The organism is Phocaeicola sartorii JCM 17136 = DSM 21941, assembly GCF_054653615.1.
Genome location: NZ_BAAIFW010000004.1, coordinates 1 through 18,228, shown reverse-complemented (window position 1 = coordinate 18,228; position 18,228 = coordinate 1). Strand labels below are relative to the sequence as shown.

Below are 18,228 nucleotides of genomic sequence, written 5' to 3'. Positions count from 1 at the left end.
AGAAGACTTATATCGTTATAAATCAGCGATGTAACCACCAAATAAAAAGCCATTCCGTCTATTGGTTATCTATAGAAGATCTAAATAGATTTTTATATGTTATCAACGGAGGACAGTTTGTACGAATAATTACATTTATTGAGGACATGGAAGGTCTTCAATTAGCTTAAAATGCACTTTGATAGCGTAAAATAGACAAATAGATGCACCGCCAGAGTGCAGGCCATATTTGCATGTTAAATTCAATATAGCATGAAAAAGTCACAAGAGCATTTCGAAAAATTATTAAAAGAAACAAATACGAGTTTCTATCGTTATCTGTATTCCAAGATAAATTGGAACAGCCGTATGATAGGTATTACCGGTCCTAGAGGAGTAGGCAAAACCACTTTGATGCTTCAACATATAAAAGAAGAACTGTATAGAAAAACCAATGTAATGAAAGACGATATTGAAGCCGGATATATGAATGTCGTATCCTTATGGCAATTGGGTGCTGAAAGTCGTATCATAAAATATAAAATACGCCAGAAGTGTGAATACCTTTATTCCATGCCTTACATATCCTCCAATGAATAGCTTGTATATTCTATCTGATATCTTTTTAACTCGCCTATAAGTTTTTGGGATTTTTCTTTCAAGACCGGCATAGATATTTTATTCCGGTTAATCTTTACCTCTGCTATCCGGGCTGTACGGTCAATACGGTTTACAGCTACGATATCAATTTCATTTTCTCCTTTTGAGTCCCACCAGTTTCCTATTATCGTGAAACGCTCCTCTTCCCATAGCTTTTGTTGGAAATATCGCTCCAATACCAGACCAGAATAAACATCATACCCTTTCTTTACAATATCCAATAATAAATCCGACCGGTGATTCTCCACCAAATCAAGGTTAGGATAGATAAAGCGAAACCAGAACTGTAGAAAATTGTCATTCAGCTTGTACTTGACTCCCTTGCTCCGTTCAGATGCAAAGATGGGACGCATCTTCTTCAAAAGGGTATAATTGATTTCAAGGTTACGCAGATAGGCACTTGTGGTGATACCTAAAACTGAATCAATCTCACCGGATGTGTTTTTTCCGTCAGCTATCAGGCTCAAGATAGAATAGTAAACGGCCCCCTCTTTTCTAAATTCCATATTAATCAAGTCATTCCCTTCTGTAAGAAAAGGCATGTATTCATTGGTAAAGCAAGTGAGCATCCGTTCTTTCTTGAAAGCCCCTTCGTCCATTAATGTTTCTATATATTTTGCCACCCCACCGGTCAGCATATAAAGACAAAGTAGATCTGCCGGAGTATAAGCCGGATAATAATGCCTTAGAATTTGTTTCTGTGTTGCTATGCTGAACGGCTGCAAGTCCAGACGCTTGGTCATCCGTCCATACATGGCTGATTTTTTATCCTCAAACAGTTCTTTCATCAGTGAATAAATGGAGCCGCAAGTAATGAAGTTTATTTTCATATCCGGCTTGTATTTATCCCATAATTCTTGCATGTCAGCAAAAATACTCTTGCGTACATAAAAGAACTCCTGTACTTCATCTATTACCAGGTTCAACTGGTTCTGAGTGGCATACGAAAACAGAATATCAAAAATATCACGCATAGAACGTACCGATCCATAGACAGATATACCAAGTTCCCTCTGTATCTGTCTTTGTATAGAACTGCAGAAGGTGGCTTCCGCCTCATTTTTCGCCAATATATAAAGGCATTGCCTACCTTGAAAATTCCGTCTTATCAGACTGGTCTTGCCGATTCGGCGTCTGCCCATGACTATGGTGAACCGTGCCGATGATGCGGACAATTCTTCCTCCCTTCTGAGTATCTCTAATTCTTTCTCTCTGCCAAAGAAATCCATATATTATTAATATTTAGTCGCTTATAAAAATAATAACGATTATAATAACCATGGTTATTTTTGCAAATATACCTTTGTTTATTTGGAGCAGCAAGAATTGTGATATAATTTATCTGAAAAAGTACCGAAAAAAATAATCGAATTTGATAGACTGAAGGAAAAGGCTATCCGGGATCTCATTTTCCGGCTGCATGACGCAATAATTTATCTTGAGTATAGAAATGCCGGGAGGATTATTGTTACATAGCCTGAAAGATATAAATCTTTCGTGCCGATAATAAATCAGGTTCAAAACATGGATGGTGATCTGTTCATTCGCAGGTGGGAATGCTGAGATTATCTTCATATTAAATGCCTCAGCGATAAAACCCGATTGTTCCTTTTCTCCTTTCATCTACCGCTGAAACTCCCTGCCCATAGGCGTTCCGGCTATGAAGGGGCTCCTGTCATTGCCCTGTCAGCCTCCTTTCAGCCTGCTCTTTCACATTTTTTGTGAAGGGACAAAACGATACGGGCTGAAATGGACGTGAGGGGAAGTGGTTTCAGCTTTAACCGGCTGATTTTCTGTGCATATTACATAAGATGACAGGATGAGGGGAAAAGGGAGCGTATCGGATTAGTGGGGGAGTAATACACGGAACAGACCAGGTCTGTAAGCTGGACAGGCTAAGTCTGTACGTTGAACAGGCTAAGTCTGTGCACTGAACAAGCTGGCGTGTTTTAAAAACGTATAGTTGTTTTTTAAAAGCCTGAAGATGTTTTCTTAAAAGTTGAAGGCGTATTTTTTAAAGCTCAAGGTGTATTTTAAAAACATAAAGGCGTATTCAACAATAACATTAGTAACGTATAAGCCCCGACATTAGTAACGTGTCAGCCCGCATGTTAGTAACGTGTAAGCCCACACGTACATAAGCATCGGGGCACACATACGCAAGCATCGGCCTACACATACGTATGTATTGCGCCCTGTATCCATTGAATTTTGCCCCAAGTTCCATTAAATCCTGCACCAAGTCCCATCGGATCTTGCCCCAAGTTTCATCGAATCCTGCACCAAGTTCCATACCCTATTACCCGCCCCTCTTGACAAACGCCTTTTTATGTTGTATATTTGTAGTTTGCCAAACTAAAAAAGGTAACCTATGAATGTATTCGCCACTCTCAAAACAGTCTTCTTCGGAAGCAAATTCCTGTCAAGCCCTGTTTCCACCGAGGGAACATTGCGCCGTGATCTCGTATCCGCCCTCAACGGAGTGATGCCGCTTTGCCGCACTATCCCCGGTGTGCGTCTGGCACTGGATATCCGCGAGGGGCAGCTGGCTCTGGTACTGAACTGGACTCCGCGCACCGACGGGAAGGCACCCACGGGCAGTTACCACTACATCGTGTCAGTCGAAGACGGAGTGAGAGAAGTGGCCGGATCACAGGTGCTCCTCGCTGAAAACGGCAAGGACAACTTGCCGGAAAATGTGGACGTTTCCCACAAACGCCCGGCAGCCTCAACCGAAAAAGCAAAGGAACATTCCGCCCATACGAAAGACGTTCAAAAGAAAACGGAACAAGCACCCTCGGAAAACACCGGCAGGAAGGCAAAATCACGTACCCTGATGCAGGAAGTGACCGCTTTCCTCACCTCCCGCTACCGTTTCCGCTTCAATGTCCTTACCGAGGAAACCGAGGTGGCGGACGTAGCAGACAACATTCCCGACACCCACCTGCGCTACACCAAGGTGGACGAGCGATGGATGAACTCGCTCAGTATGGAAGCCATCGAAACAGGCATAGACTGCTGGGACAGGGACATCCAACGCTTTGTGCGCTCGCGCCGCATCAGCGAATACCATCCCTTCACCGCCTACTTTGAGCACCTCCCCGAATGGGACGGAACGGACCGGGTATCCGCACTCGCCCGCCGGGTGTCCGAAGACCCGGTATGGGTGAACGGTTTCCACCGCTGGATGCTGGGGCTCTCCGCCCAATGGATGCAGCTTAATCCGGATAATAACCGCGCCAACAGTGTGGCCCCCCTGCTGGTGAGCAGCCGTCAGGGACTGGGGAAAAGTACGTTCTGCCGCCTGCTGATGCCCGATACGCTGAAAGCCTACTACACGGAAAGTTACGACCTCAGCTCCCCGGCATCCGCCGAAGCCAGACTGGCCGCCTACGGCCTGATCAACCTGGATGAGTTTGACAAACTAGGCGCATCCAAAATGCCCTTGCTGAAGAACCTGATGCAGGCCTCCGCACTGAACATCCGCAAGGCCTACAAACGCAGTGCATCGGCACTTCCCCGCATCGCCTCGTTCATCGGCACCAGCAACCGGGAGGACCTGCTGGTGGACCGTACCGGCTCACGACGCTTCCTCTGTGTCAGCCTGGAACACGCCATAGACTGCGCCACGCCCGTAGAGCACAAGCAGCTGTACGCCCAGCTCAAGGCGGAGCTTCTGTCCGGTGAGCGAAGCTGGTTCAACAAGGAAGAGGAACAAGCCATGCAGCAGCACAACGCCCTGTTCTACAAGCACATACCCGAAGAGGAAGTATTCCGCCTCTGCTTCCGTTTTGCCACCGAAGAGGACCATCCGCAGGAAGTGCTGACCCTTTCCGCCACCCAGTTGTTCGAGCGCATGAAAGCCGCCCATCCTTCGGTCATGAGGGGCATGACCGCCTACAGTCTGAGCCGTATCCTGCCCCAGCTGGGCGAACGGGTGCATACCGCCAAGGGGAATGTGTACCGCGTGGTGGCATGCTAAACATTCAAGCCATATACACAGTCTGCTCATTGGAGAATATGCAAACATACATTCACACTTCCGGACAATAAAGTTTGGAAGCGTGAATGCCATTCTTTCTATTTTTCAGCCTGCTGCCGAGTCAGCCGGCATTATAATGAACGCTGCGTACCAAACGTATTTTGTATTTTACCGTACTTCCCGCCTGTAAGAATTTGGATGAGGTTTTAAATCCGAATGCATAGATAACTCCGTTAAAGTCATATACATATCGTTTCTCGATATCCAACAGCGGGTCTCCGTTTTGCAATCCCTCTATCGTTTCATTCAGCTCATCCAGTGATACGCCACAGAACGTATCATGCAACACCTTCGCCTCCTCCTCAGACGGGAGATACCATCCGTTTGCTTCCTCCTCCTTTATGATATTCCGCACATCGGAAGCCAGACCACCCCACTCATCCAGACTCATCAACAAAACATCCGCTCCCGTGGGACTTGCATTCTCTATACCGGCAACAATTCCTCCATTCCAGATATTGCCAATCTCGGGCAGCCCGGAAAGATCCGGATTGGCAGGAGGATTCTCATCACCGCTGTTATCTTCCCCTGCACCGCCAAAATCAAATTTAACATCTACCGGATCCTTCCATTCACCTGATATCAAACTGCCCCCCACCGTGACATCGCCCGAATAGCTGCCCCCGATATTTAATGGCACATTGGCTTCCGGCTTTCCATTGAAAGTGTATCCAAACGTCTTTGTCTGGCTGTCATCTTCCAGGGTTATGGAGAAAACCGTCTGAGAGCCGCTCCCCGGAAAAATATAAAAGGGAGGGGCGCTCCAAGTACCATCCGATTCCAACTCACAAGCAATTTCCGTGCTCTTGTCTTTGCCGGAGTATTCCCTTGTGAACGACAGGGAAGAATATAGAGGTGAAATCTGCAAACTGACTTTCTTGACATTTGACGGTATGTCCGCCAAACTGACATTAACTAAAGACACAGCATAATAGAGGGTGACGGAAACAGAAATGTTCTTTTTATTGGTTATGGTAACCGTTGAGGTTCCCAGCATCAGCGCACGTGAGCTGCTGTTGTTTTCTTTCATAACAATCACATCGTCAAGGCAAGGATTTTCCGGAACGGTATATTCCTCTCCCAGACCGGCTATTGCAACAATGGTGTATCGGGCAGGAGGCAGCTTCATTTCGATCGGGCCGTTGTCTGTCATTTTCAGGCTGGCAGAACAGCTGCCATTTTCTGCAAAGGCATAGATATAAGCCGGATAATTAATCTGGGATTCTCCGCTGGACCGGGCTGATATCTTCAGAGGAAGATTTGTTTGCGATACTCCATCCTCCTCGTCTTCTTCATCGTACATCGGGCGTTGGCAAGAAACGGCAGACAGCAGTAATAAAAACAGCAGTACCTTTAATTCAGTTAATCTATAATTCATAGCACATTATTTATTTGTGGATTTATTTCTTCCCCGTCTATAATTATATCCTCCTCCTCATTTCCCGGAGTCCAGCCCGAAATACTTCCTCCCGTGATAATTACATTTCCGTCTTTCACAACGATATTGTATTTGTGGATACATCCGGACAATAAGCCCGTGGACAGGTCTTCGCGCCGTGCTATGTATTGTTTGTTGTTACGGGTATATTCAATGACGAGACTGACAGGATGGCTTGTCACAGTCTTCGGGGCTATGTTTTCATCCCGCCCGCCTCCGTTCAGGATAAAATAGAAGGAAGCATCCTGATTGTTCATGGTATGCGACGGAGTGATCTGGAAGGTTTCCTTGGCAGTTCCGCTGATGGTGACGCTGTTCGTTCCAAAGGAATAGTACCCTTGAGTCATCAGTTCATTCCCCTCCAGTCTGATTTTATCAATAACGGCTTGTGCCATATCCCCTTCACCTTTTATGTTTATCTTCAATAGTGACAAAATGTGCTTGAACGCATACTCGCCCGAAAAGGCAACATTTCCAAGGTCGGTATTATAGGAAAGTTTCCTGGACGCTACCAGAAAGTCATATTGGTCTATATTTTCCCAAGTTCCGTCCTGAGTGTCGAGGGAAGGCATTTTTATATTTTCCTTGCTTTCGGTTTCGGAAGCGGAGTAGGGATAATACGCGCAAAAAGTATGTTCCCCGTTTTTATCTTTCCAGAAAACACTCTTTTCTGTTGTCCAGGAAGTTCCGTCGAACCCCCAGCGGACAGCACTGTCATCGTCCATAAAGACACCTATTTTGTCGTTCTTGCCAAAGTTGGCGGCAGTGTTTTCATTGTCTTGCAGGTAGCGTGCTCCGGAGGCTGTCTTTCCAATCCTTGCCATAATAGATACCGTGTACTCTTTTTCTTGTAGCTGTTCTGCCTCTTCACTGTTTTGACAGGCAGAGAGGCATAGGATCGTCAGTAACGATGCATACAGTAATTTTTTCATTCTTTTATTTTATAATAGTGAGGGGCAAGGAATCAGCTTGTCCGTTAAAATTAAAATGAGGACAAGTTGAATTGGTCAAGGATTAAAGCGTATCCGCTTGTTGTCGGTAAGAAATAGAACCTGTATCCGGCTGCGAAAGTAATTCATTATTTGCAAAAAGAAAAACAAATAGGTGAAAATATGAAAAAATAAATAAGCAAAAACATAAGCGGCCCAACTGTTTGATTGATATACGCCAACAGGAAAAATGTCTGGAATGATTGCTAATTATATAAATGTCAAATACTTGGCAATACGTCTTGTTTAGTGACCAACAACTATTATCCAACGAATGATATCTCCAATAATATTCAGTAAACAGACATCATATATTCATAAATCATTCAGTATATTGAAAGATAATTCGTGTTTTCGTTGCTGTAAGCAAACAGAATATGGAGAAAAGAGTTATTGAAAGTTTGGAGCGGGTCTTATTCAATTGACAGGGTTACAACCCCAAAAGGGAAAGATTTCCGACTGATAAATCTTCCTTTTTATTATGTGAATTGCTTGCCGCTTATTCTTCAGTCGATAGCTTTATGTTCCTTTGAACAAAAAAATGCAACGCTGACGTTGTAATCTATTTTTTCTATCCCTATAATTTCATATCAGTAACGAACTCTAGTAGAATCCATCTAAATAGAGTTCGTTTTGCTTTTTGTCATACTAAGAGATAAATACTTAATTATCAATACAGTATATACGATTTGTTTCCGGCACGAATACGACCTACCTGAGTAATACGGTGAACAACTACTTCGGCTGCAACTTCAAGCGGCTGATAAACTCCTACAGGGTTGCCCGCGCCAAGGAGCTGCTGGAGGGTGATGAGTGCCCTGTGAGCGAGCTTTTCAGCCGTTGCGGGTTCGCCTCGAAGAGCGTGTTCTATGTGGCGTTCGGGAAGATGGTCGGCATGACTCCCCTGCAATATATATCGCAGAGCCGGAATCCTTTTGTTGTCCAACGCAATTAAGTCCTTTTATAACAATAAACATTTTGAGTTTTTAAATTTATAAATTTAAAGTTTTTCTATTATGAACAAAAAATTTTTAAGTGCAATCCTGTTCGGTGCCTTGATGGTGACCTCGACAGGAACATTTGTATCTTGTAAAGACTATGATGATGACATAGACAATTTGCAGGAACAAATCAACAAACTGGCGACTAAGGAGGACATGACTTCTCAGATCGCTACTTTGCAGGCTGCTTTGAATACCGCCGCAAAAGATGCAAGCGATGCTCTGACTAAAGCTGCTGCTGCTGAAACTGCTGCAAAAGCTGCTGGTGATGATGCCGCTGCTGCAAAGGCCGCTGCTGACAAGGCTGTTGCAGATGCAAAGGCTGAAGCGATCAAGGCTGTACAAGCAGAAATTGCAACATTGAAAAAAGAAGTAGAAGAATCCACTGACGCTGCATTGAAAGAGATGGCAGGGAAGGTTGATGCTGCCACTAAGAAAGTAGAAGACATTGTTGGCAAGATTGCCGATATGGTTACTAGTGTGGAACTGGTGGCTTCGTATTCTGCCAATCCTACAGGCGCTGAACTGACTTTCTCTACTGCTATTGAAAAAGAAAATGTATTTAGTGAAGGGATAACAAATGCCATTACTTTTACTAAAGGTAATCAAATTCAAACAGGAGATAAGTTTGTAGTACGTGTGTCTCCGACTAATGCAGTCTTGACTCCAGAAATGATTTCTTTGACTAATAGCCAAGGACAGAATCTGAATGAATTCTTATCTGTTCAGAAAGTTGAGAAATATAACGGGTTATTAAGCCGTGCGGCAGGAAATAATGGATTATGGGAAGTTACAGTTGCTTTAAAGAATTATGATGAAAAAGCTTTTTCTACTGTAACAGAAACCAAAGTTGGTAATGATACTAAAGCTATTCTCTTTGCTGTACAGGTAAATAACACCTTGTCTACTGCTGAAACAAGAGAAGTTATTTCATCTTATGACTTAACTCTGGATTGGCAGCCGTATACTCCACAAAATGGACTGAACTTCTTTGTTAATGAAAAGAATGTAAATAAAATACACAATCGTTATTCAGCTTCTGAAAATAATACTCCTGTAGAGTATAAAGAGTTGGAATGGAAAAATGGTGTATCTACTACTGTTATTGGTTTAGACAAATCAAATACAAATGTTAAGCAAGGCGACAATCGTCAAAGAGAATCTGTTTATCCAGCTGTTCAAGGTAAGGCATTGACTATTTCATTGTCAACAAAAAATAACGAAGTAGAAGCTCCTAAAAATATTCGTGCTATTTATGTTACATTAGATAGCCAAAATGCTGTAGAGTCAGCTCCATCTGAAATCAATGCTTGGAACTCTTATGAATATACAGGATTAAATACCGTTGTGGAAGGTACTTCTACAGAAATTACTATTAACGGAGATAATATCATTGATGATATCATTGGTTTCCGTGTGTATGCTGTAAACTATGATGGTACATTGGTTGATCCTGATGGTAAAGCTTTCTATGTGAAATTAGGTAAAGAAGCGGCTACATGGGAAACTGTTAATACGGTAGTAACTCCATCTGCAGATGATGCAACTCTTGTAGATATAACTAAATCAGAAGCAGAAGCTGTTACATTAAGTAAATTATCCGCACCTTATCAAGCTACATGGGCTACTGATAAGATTGATAATAACCAACCTGTATTCCATGCATATTTTGTAGACTCAGAAGGACATGAAATTTATAATACATACAATCTGTTAAATCCTGCTTTGGAGAGAGTAGATTTCAGTAAAGTTGTTAAAGTTTATACTAGACCAACTGGAGTAGACTGGAAAAAATACGAAGACGGTAAGGAATATAATGGAACATTGACTATTAAGAATGAGGATGGATTTGTATTAGCAACATTAAATGTTACTATGACTAAAGAAATTCCAACCACTTTACCACAAGGCTTCTCCATTAAAGACAAACAAGTAATTGACGGCATCTATAATTGTTATATGATTGCTGATAATTGGGCTGCAAGTCAAGCTTCTAAGGGTACAATGCCTATTGAAAACTTGATTAACTTCGGTTTGGGCCAGGCTGACCAATACAATGTAACATTTGCTTCTTCTGTAAAAGATGGAGATAAAGATAAAGATGTAACAGTAAACGGTGCTCAAAGCATTGAAGTTGTAAAATCTTATATTGATAATAAGACAGAGCATGCAACTAAGGTTGTTTACAATTATGGTAAGATTTCTTCAAAGAAAAATAGTGCTGGTGAATATGAAAATGTTATAGTAGAAGCTGCAACATTTAATACAGTTTACTGCTGCTTCTATAAACCGGAAGTACATACTTGGGCATGGGCTACTCGCGAAAATTTAGGATTAGCTGCTAATGCTAAATTGCCTTATTCAACAAATTTGACTTATGGCAATAATGCAGCCGCTCCTACCACTGCACATATCTGGGGTACTAATGCTATAGATAAATTGTTTAGTACAGCACTTAAAGATGCTTATGGATCAAGTCTGAGCATTGAAAGTGCTAAGTTGACTTCTGATGCAACTGGTAAAGAAGACTACTTCAAAGTTGATTTCACTAAGGCAAATGTCTTTGAAGCTATAAAAACAGATATCGGTTCTAATCCGAAACAAGATGTTCCTTCTACATTGACTATTAATTGTAAGGATTCCTATGGACATGATGTAACTATTACATTGAAGATGGTTGTTAAACCTCGTAAATAGTTTTGGATTTGTATTTATTAGAAGATTTTTACATTCTGTAAAATCTGTATAGAAAAAAGAGCGATCAGCAATGACCGCTCTTTTTTATTATTCCATACTATAAATATTACTTAACAGAAGTAAAGTTCATAGTAAATGCAGGCAAGTCTAATACTATTTTGTAACCATAGATATCTGTTACTTTCAAGCGAATGATTGTTTCTACAGGTTCTCCTTGAGATGCGGTAGAAGTTGATGTCAGCAAGATGTGTGCAGGTACATCCACAACTTTCTTACCATCCTTATCTTTGTAAGTCGGTTTTACAAGTTTCGCTGTATAGAACTCATTTACTTCACCATTGCCGGTGATAACTTCGATGTCTTTAACATCTTTAATGTCACCATATTCATTGAATGCGTCAAACTTGGTTTCCAAAGTAGATTCTGTATAAATTTGTACAGCTTTTCCATACCAGTCTTTGCCTTTCAAATTAGACACATCGATCTTTTGTGTAACACCTGTAGCACCCGGATAGGTCAATACCGGTTTAGTTCCCCAAGCGAATGTACAATCGTGAACATAGTTACCAAATACTACATCAAAGTTAGTACCTTCCACAATCCAACTATATTTCAAGTCTTTTACCCATTCACTGATTTCACCATAGTTGTAAGTAACAATCATCGGGAACTTAGTTTCAAAGGTTTCCGATTCTGGATCCAAGATAGACTTCGGAGCTTTTAATGCAGGTTTATTGTCACTGAAGTCATCCTCACCATTATCTCCTCTGCCTACATAGGTAACTGTTGCTTCTTCATCATCAGCCAATATTTGTGCAAATGTAGTTTCCTTGGATATACCATGCCATACATTATCCAGATCATAAACTACGTCATCATCACCGTCCAATTTCGGATAGATCTTCAACAAAGTACCATCTTGAAGGATTCCTGTATATGGCTTGATGGAAGCAGGGAATGAAGGCATAACTTTAGTCAAACTGATTGTTAATGTTTTCAGCAATTGACCTCTGTCGTTGTAGAATCCGAATGCTTGAGTATATTTCTTGCCATTATCATACCAAGTTGCATTTGCGGCACTATTAGATACAGCACTTACATATTTAATATTCTTAGCTTTGCTTCTAAAGTCAGAAGCCGAAGATATTACGATTTCGTCTTTATTTTCATCATAATATTGCAATCCCTTAATTGCAGGTTTAGCTTTTTCTTCACCCAATATGATCGTATCAGCTGGAGCTTCAAGGGGTTGATTGGCTTTTGCTACATTCTCAACCCAATCACCAAATACATCTTCTGCAACAGGTGCCAAAGTAATTTCATTCTCAAGAGCGCTTTTCCAAGTCCAAGTACAGTTGTAAGAAGCAAGTTCTTCAGCAGCTTCGCCTACCACGACTTCAAATGCTTTTCCATCAGGGTCAACCAAAGAACCATCGTGGTTTACAGCATATACACGGAAGCAAATATAGTCTGTCAAAGCATCTGCATCAGTGATAGTCAAATCAATAGAACCGGTTTCGGTAACTGTATCCAATCCCTTGATTGTTTCTGCATACTTCTTCCATGCTACTTTTTCGCTACTGTCTGAATCACCGGCACGATCATAATCAATCGTTACATAGAAGCCTCTGATATTCTCGCTTGCTTTAAATTCACTCTGTTCAAACTTTCCAAGAGCTACAGTGAATGGTTTGTTCAAAGTCACAGCATAAGCCTTCTCAGTTGTTCCATCACGGTCGTCGCTAGCATCTGCTGTTACATTAATTGTTTTATCACCATCAGTTTTGAAGATAGGTTCTGCTTGTGCACCCTTACTTCATTTATAATCAGTTTTTACGTCATAACGGTTAGCAATATTCTCAACGTTTTTCTTATCGACTGCAAATATCAGTTCGTCAGCGGGCTTTTTATTATCAGTAACGAAGGTAAGACTGTATTCAGAAACTACATTTCTAGAATAAGCACCCTTTTCCGCATCCAAGGTAGTGTTCAAGCTAACTGCATAAAGAATGTAATTAGGCTTTTCAGGATAGTTTCCATTGTCATCTTTTGCCTGAGTAGCAGCTTTGAATGCTTCCGCATCGTATTCTTTGTTCATTTCAACAGAAACTTCCCAAAGACCGTTAGCAGAAATACCACGAGTCAGCAATCCTGTATAAGGTTTCACGTCGCTGACAGAAACCATTCCTTCCATATCAGCACCCTGTGAATTAATCAGCTTGATGTTTTCAGCTGAAATTACAGCGTCTGTAGGAGACACACGAATCAGGAAGTTTTGTGTGAAAGTAGAACGAGCGCCTTTTTCAAAAGAAATAGCACCTGTCAGCTTGTCACCGAAAGTCCATGTTCTTACAGCTTCGGCAGAAAGAAGTTCCAATTTCCAATTGAAAGCTCCCTCAGTGGTAGAATGACCTGCTATCAATGAAACATGAGTCACACCTTTATAAATAGCGGCAGATAACACTTCCAACTTGTTGTTGATAGTAGTAATTTCTTCAGCGTTCTTCTGTACATCTTTTTGCAATTGAGCAATTGCATCTTGTGTTTCTTTTACATCGAAAGCATTCAATTTATCTAACACTTCCTGATGCTTTTTCAACTCTGTTTGAATCTTTTCGATCTCAGCTTTACTAGCATCTACGGCAGCATCATTGGATTGGATGTATTCTGCCAAGGCTGTTTGTTGAGCTTCGATAGCCACTTTATTCTTACCTATTTCAACAGCATTAGCTTTAACCTCAGCATCCAAGGTATTCAAAGTTCCGGCCAAGGTGGCATCAGCATCCGCCAAAGCTTTTAAAGTTTCCTCAGTAGTTGACTGGAAAGCCTGAAGGGCTGCTATCTTACCATTAGCCTCAGCGATAGCGGCAACAGTCTTTTCGACTTCTGCTTTGATTTTAGTCATTTCTTCTTCATTGGCATCCTGCAATTTTGCGATGGAAGCTTCCAATTCAGCCTTCACGGTAGCCAACTCAGCAGAAGCTGCAGCAATAGCGGCTTTCTGAGCCTCTAAAGCGGCTTTTTCAGCAGCATCTTTTGTTTCCGCTATTTTACCTTCCAATGCAGTCTGAGCAGATTGCAAGTTGGAGATAGATGTCTCTACAGCAGTAACTTTAGCTGTCCAATCGGTCTTTTGACCGTTGATGGCATCCCAAAGTTCAGTGACATCATCATCGTAATCTTTACAAGATACAAATGTTCCTGTCGAGGTCACCATCAAGGCACCGAACAGGATTGCACTTAAAAATTTTTTATTCATAATAGAAAAACTTTAAATTTATAAATTTAAAAACTCAAAATGTTTATTGTTATAAAAGGACTTAATTGCGTTGGACAACAAAAGGATTCCGGCTCTGCGATATATATTGCAGGGGAGTCATGCCGACCATCTTCCCGAACGCCACATAGAACACGCTCTTCGAGGCGAACCCGCAACGGCTGAAAAGCTCGCTCACAGGGCACTCATCACCCTCCAGCAGCTCCTTGGCGCGGGCAACCCTGTAGGAGTTTATCAACCGCTTGAAGTTGCAGCCGAAATAGTTGTTCACCGTATTACTCAAGTAGGTCGTATTCGTGCCGGAAACAAAAGAATATGTATAACACTGATAGACAACAATATAACAAATTCAGTAGGAGAAATATATCTTATTACAAAATGGATAAATTCTAAATACTTTTCAAAGTATCCTTTAAAGGACAGAATGCCAATATATATGAACAGAAATAGGCGATTATCCATTAATAAGAAACGGAAAAACTTGTCATAAGCGGAAAAAACAAATCCTTTATTTGCTTTGTTTATCATTTACTAATATCTTTGTTTCATCATTCATTCTAGAACCGCAACAAAATATGAAATACCCTATTGGAATACAGAGTTTTGACCAAATCCGTGAAGATGGCTATGTATATGTGGATAAGACCGGTTTGATTTACAATCTGGTAACACAAGGCAAGACTTATTTCTTGAGTCGTCCACGTCGTTTTGGCAAAAGCCTGCTGGTAAGCACCCTTGCCTGTTATTTCCAGGGACGTAAAGATTTGTTTGCCGGACTGGAAATCGACGGATTGGAAAAGGACTGGTATGAGTATCCTATCTTCCGTATAGACTTTAATGGAGGACTATATACACAACCCGGAATTCTGGAGGCTACCATTGAAGGCTATTTAGGAAACTGGGAAGATATTTATGGCAAGAATCCCAATTATACAACCATAGGAACCCGTTTCATTGAAATACTTCGCCGGGCTTATGAACAGACAGGGCGGCGTGCGGTGGTGCTGATTGATGAATATGACAAACCTATTCTGGATGTATTAGATACGGAAGCTTGTTTTTATGATGATTACGGAAAGAAAGTTCTGTTGGAAAATCATAACCGGGAAATATTGAAATCCTTTTATTCTACCTTTAAGGGAGCTGATCAATACTTGAGATTCGTATTATTGACCGGAGTAACAAAGTTTTCCCAAGTAAGTGTTTTCAGTGGATTTAACCAGCCTAAAGACATCAGTATGGATGAACGGTACGAAGCCTTGTGCGGTATCACCCAGAATGAGCTGGAAGCATATTTCGAAGAACCCACCATACAGTTGGCTGCTAAATATCAGTATACGGTGGAAGAAATGAAGGAACTTCTCAGACGGCAATATGACGGATATCATTTTGGAGAGGGGATGACCGACATTTACAATCCGTTCAGCATTCTTAATGCTTTTGACAGTATGGCAATTCGTGATTACTGGTTCTCTACAGGTACTCCCACCTATTTGGTTCGCCTGCTGCAACACAACCGCGAGCAGATAAACGAACTTGCCGGACGTTATTATGTTCCCTCTTTGTTTGTGGATTATAAGGCTGATGTGGAACAGCCTCTGCCCATGATTTATCAGAGCGGATATCTCACTATTAAAGAATATAATAGACGTATGGGAACCTATCTGCTCGATTTTCCCAATAATGAGGTGCGTAAAGGTTTCTTGTCCGTACTGGCAGCACATTATTTGAAACCCGGAGGTGGAGAGGTCAACAGTTGGATTATCGATGCTGTCACTTGTCTTGAACAAGGGAACACCTCCGCTTTTTGTGATTCTCTGACCGCTTTTCTTGCCAGCATCCCGTATGACTCTCACGCTTCCTTGAAGGAATTGGATATGACTGAGAAACATTTCCAATACACTTTTTATCTGATTCTCCGTTTGATAGGAGTTTATTGCCGTGCAATCCATTGTGAGAACCGCCAGAGCTTCGGACGGGTGGACTGCATATTGGAAATGGACGAATATGTTTACATTTTCGAATTCAAGATGGATGGAACAGCAGAGGAGGCTTTACAGCAAATAGCAGAGAAAGGCTATGCCCGATCTTATTTGACCGATAACCGTAAAATAGTCTGTATCGGGGTGAATTTTTCTTCCCTTACGCGTACTGTGGAAGAATGGAAAGAGATAATATGGAACAGGATGTGAAAGTAAACGGAAGAGGGTGCTTTCAAGGCAAATATCTGTCGTTTTAATCAATCTATGATGTTGCCAATAGAAATAACACCAGATCTCTAACAGCCTTTTTATTAGAGATTGCACCAATAACAGTATCTTTATTATATGCCTATGTTTTTAGATTCAAATGCTATATTTGGATCTGTAAACGAATAGAATAATGATATGTTTCAACAAAATATTTATAGGAAACTGCAAGACTGGGCGGTAATTCCAACCATAAGCCATTAATATTGCGTGGAGTAAGGCAAGTGGGTAAGACAACGTTGGTAAACGAATTTAGCAGAGAATTTGAGAATTATATTCATCTTAATTTGGAAAGAGAGAATGAAGCCGGGCAGGTTGTTGCACAGGAATTAAAGGTGCTATCCAACGATCATTATATTCAGCATTTTTTTATGGACCTGTCACCCGGGAATATAGCTGTCAGAGTTTGGAGCGGACCTTATTCAATTGACAGGGTTACAACTCCCAAAGGGAAAGATTTCCGACTGATAAATCTTCCTTTTTATTATGTGAATTGCTTGCCGCTTATTTTTCAGTCCATAGCTTTATGTTCCTTTGAACAAAAAAATGCAACGCTGACGTTGTAATCTATTTTTTCTATCCTTATAATTTCATATCAGTAACGAACTCTAGTAGAATCCATCTAAATAGAGTTCGTTTTGCTTTTTGTCATACTAAGAGATAAATGCTTAATTATCAATACAGTATATACGATTTGTTTCCGGCACGAATACGACCTACCTGAGTAATACGGTGAACAACTACTTCGGCTGCAACTTCAAGCAGCTCCTTAACAAGTATCGTGTTGAGTATGCAAAGTTCTTATTGCTAGAGGGTACGTATTCAACCAGTTCTCTTTTTAGGAAGTGTGGTTTTGCATCCCAAAGCGTTTTTTATGCCGCATTTCATAAAATTGTAGGCGCATCTCCCTTGCAGTTTCTATATAAAGCACCATCCGGACACAGAAAAAGATTTAAAGTCCTTTTATAACAATAATATTTTGAGTTTTTAAATTTATAAATTTAAAGTTTTTCTATTATGAACAAAAAATTTTTAAGTGCAATCCTGTTTGGAGCCCTTATGGTCACTTCAACAGGAACATTTGTATCTTGTAAGGATTACGATGACGACATCGACCGCTTGGATCAAGAAATATCCAATGTGAAAGATGCAATCAAGGCCCTTGAAGACAAAGTAGGCTCAGGCAAATATGTCGAAAGCTGTACTCCGTTCACTGATGGTAATGGTGGTTATGAAATCAAATTCAGTGATGGAGAGACCATTAAATTATACAATGGTGCAAAAGGAGAACAAGGTGAACCGGGCAAACCAGGTACTCCGGGTACTCCAGGTACTTCTGCTGATGATTATGTAGTATCAGTAGAAGAAGGTGAATCAGCTTATGAATTAGTTATTACTTATGCTGATGGCACTAAAAAGACTATCAGTATGCCTAAAGCTACTTCTGTAGTTAGCGGAGTTAAGTTTATCCCTACTTTCCTTTCTGAAGGTGAAGCTGCCAGAATCCATTTCCCTACCATCGTTACTGATAGTGTGTCAGGTAAAACAGAGATTGCAGGTGCAGATTGGAGTGCAAATAACTTTAGTACATTTAAAATCGTTTACTCAGGTAAGGCAGACGTGAAGTATCAGGTAAATCCTAACAGCGTATCATTCAAGGATATGGAAGTGGTAGGATTTGTTCGTGATACTGCTGAAATATGGAACTACAATACGAATAACAAGAATTGGGAATTGTTCAATGCTGGACAAAAACTGTACACTGATGGAAAAATCACCGTTGATTCTTATAAAGAAGGACATGGTATGTTGAACTTCCGTGTAAAGGACTGGGCTTTTGCTGAACAATCTAATCTGGACGAAAGAACAGTATATTCATTGAGAATTAAGAACAAT

The 18,228-nt window shown here is 41.1% G+C and carries 14 protein-coding genes; 8 read left to right on the top strand and 6 right to left on the bottom strand.

The features are described 5' to 3' along the window. Window positions 1-252 precede the first annotated feature (252 nt). A complete protein-coding gene (locus tag ACYQ0C_RS00165) occupies window positions 253-579 on the top strand; it encodes an AAA family ATPase (RefSeq protein ID WP_016275062.1) in 327 nt (108 codons plus the stop codon). Here the strand turns inward: ACYQ0C_RS00165 and ACYQ0C_RS00160 are convergent. After that, on the bottom strand, window positions 558-1,868 hold the full coding sequence (locus ACYQ0C_RS00160; RefSeq protein WP_016275061.1) for an ATP-binding protein: 1,311 nt from the start codon (window positions 1,866-1,868) through the stop codon (window positions 558-560). The genes ACYQ0C_RS00165 and ACYQ0C_RS00160 overlap by 22 nt on opposite strands. Before the next feature lie 1,142 nt (window positions 1,869-3,010). Between ACYQ0C_RS00160 and ACYQ0C_RS00155 the strand changes: the two genes are divergently transcribed. After that, window positions 3,011-4,621 carry a VapE domain-containing protein gene (locus ACYQ0C_RS00155; RefSeq protein WP_016275059.1) on the top strand — a complete coding sequence of 537 codons (1,611 nt, stop codon included), beginning with the start codon at window positions 3,011-3,013 and terminating at the stop codon, window positions 4,619-4,621. 121 nt (window positions 4,622-4,742) lie between these two features. Here ACYQ0C_RS00155 and ACYQ0C_RS00150 read toward each other — a convergent pair whose 3' ends face one another. Both ACYQ0C_RS00150 and ACYQ0C_RS00145 read right to left on the bottom strand, forming a co-directional pair. Beyond that, a complete protein-coding gene (locus ACYQ0C_RS00150; protein ID WP_016275058.1) occupies window positions 4,743-6,059 on the bottom strand; it encodes a FimB/Mfa2 family fimbrial subunit in 1,317 nt (438 codons plus the stop codon). Beyond that, complete coding sequence (locus ACYQ0C_RS00145) at window positions 6,056-7,051, bottom strand: fimbrillin family protein (RefSeq protein ID WP_016275057.1); 996 nt, start codon at window positions 7,049-7,051, stop codon at window positions 6,056-6,058. Before ACYQ0C_RS00145 ends, ACYQ0C_RS00150 begins: the two co-directional genes overlap by 4 nt. A 784-nt stretch (window positions 7,052-7,835) precedes the next feature. On the opposite strand from ACYQ0C_RS00145, the gene ACYQ0C_RS00140 reads away from it, so the two are divergent. Together ACYQ0C_RS00140 and ACYQ0C_RS00135 are read left to right on the top strand one after the other, a co-directional pair. Next, window positions 7,836-8,063 carry a helix-turn-helix domain-containing protein gene (locus ACYQ0C_RS00140; RefSeq protein WP_244964618.1) on the top strand — a complete coding sequence of 76 codons (228 nt, stop codon included), beginning with the start codon at window positions 7,836-7,838 and terminating at the stop codon, window positions 8,061-8,063. A 61-nt stretch (window positions 8,064-8,124) separates the two neighbouring features. Next, a complete protein-coding gene (locus ACYQ0C_RS00135; RefSeq protein ID WP_016275064.1) occupies window positions 8,125-10,806 on the top strand; it encodes a hypothetical protein in 2,682 nt (893 codons plus the stop codon). Window positions 10,807-10,912: 106 nt separating this feature from the next. On the opposite strand, the gene ACYQ0C_RS00130 is transcribed toward ACYQ0C_RS00135, so the two are convergent. The 3 genes from ACYQ0C_RS00130 to ACYQ0C_RS00120 form a co-directional block, all read right to left on the bottom strand. Then, complete coding sequence (locus ACYQ0C_RS00130; RefSeq protein ID WP_016275065.1) at window positions 10,913-12,511, bottom strand: hypothetical protein; 1,599 nt, start codon at window positions 12,509-12,511, stop codon at window positions 10,913-10,915. Between the two features lie 111 nt (window positions 12,512-12,622). Beyond that, window positions 12,623-14,065 carry a hypothetical protein gene (locus ACYQ0C_RS00125; protein ID WP_016275066.1) on the bottom strand — a complete coding sequence of 481 codons (1,443 nt, stop codon included), beginning with the start codon at window positions 14,063-14,065 and terminating at the stop codon, window positions 12,623-12,625. Between the two features lie 61 nt (window positions 14,066-14,126). Further along, the gene (locus ACYQ0C_RS00120) at window positions 14,127-14,354 is read right to left on the bottom strand and encodes a helix-turn-helix domain-containing protein (RefSeq protein ID WP_244964618.1); all 228 of its coding nucleotides are present in this window, start codon (window positions 14,352-14,354) and stop codon (window positions 14,127-14,129) included. Window positions 14,355-14,658: 304 nt separating this feature from the next. On the opposite strand from ACYQ0C_RS00120, the gene ACYQ0C_RS00115 reads away from it, so the two are divergent. From ACYQ0C_RS00115 to ACYQ0C_RS00100, 4 genes are all read left to right on the top strand, one after another. Further along, window positions 14,659-16,275, top strand: a complete 1,617-nt coding sequence (locus ACYQ0C_RS00115; RefSeq protein ID WP_016275050.1) for an ATP-binding protein — start codon at window positions 14,659-14,661, stop codon at window positions 16,273-16,275. A gap of 281 nt (window positions 16,276-16,556) precedes the next feature. After that, the gene (locus tag ACYQ0C_RS00110; protein ID WP_235783355.1) at window positions 16,557-16,898 is read left to right on the top strand and encodes a hypothetical protein; all 342 of its coding nucleotides are present in this window, start codon (window positions 16,557-16,559) and stop codon (window positions 16,896-16,898) included. Window positions 16,899-17,064: 166 nt separating this feature from the next. After that, entirely contained in the window at window positions 17,065-17,301 is a 237-nt protein-coding gene (locus ACYQ0C_RS00105) for a helix-turn-helix domain-containing protein (protein WP_459976800.1), read from the top strand. Between the two features lie 48 nt (window positions 17,302-17,349). Continuing rightward, on the top strand, window positions 17,350-18,228 hold an 879-nt coding region (locus ACYQ0C_RS00100; RefSeq protein ID WP_459976803.1), incomplete at its 3' end, for a collagen-like triple helix repeat-containing protein.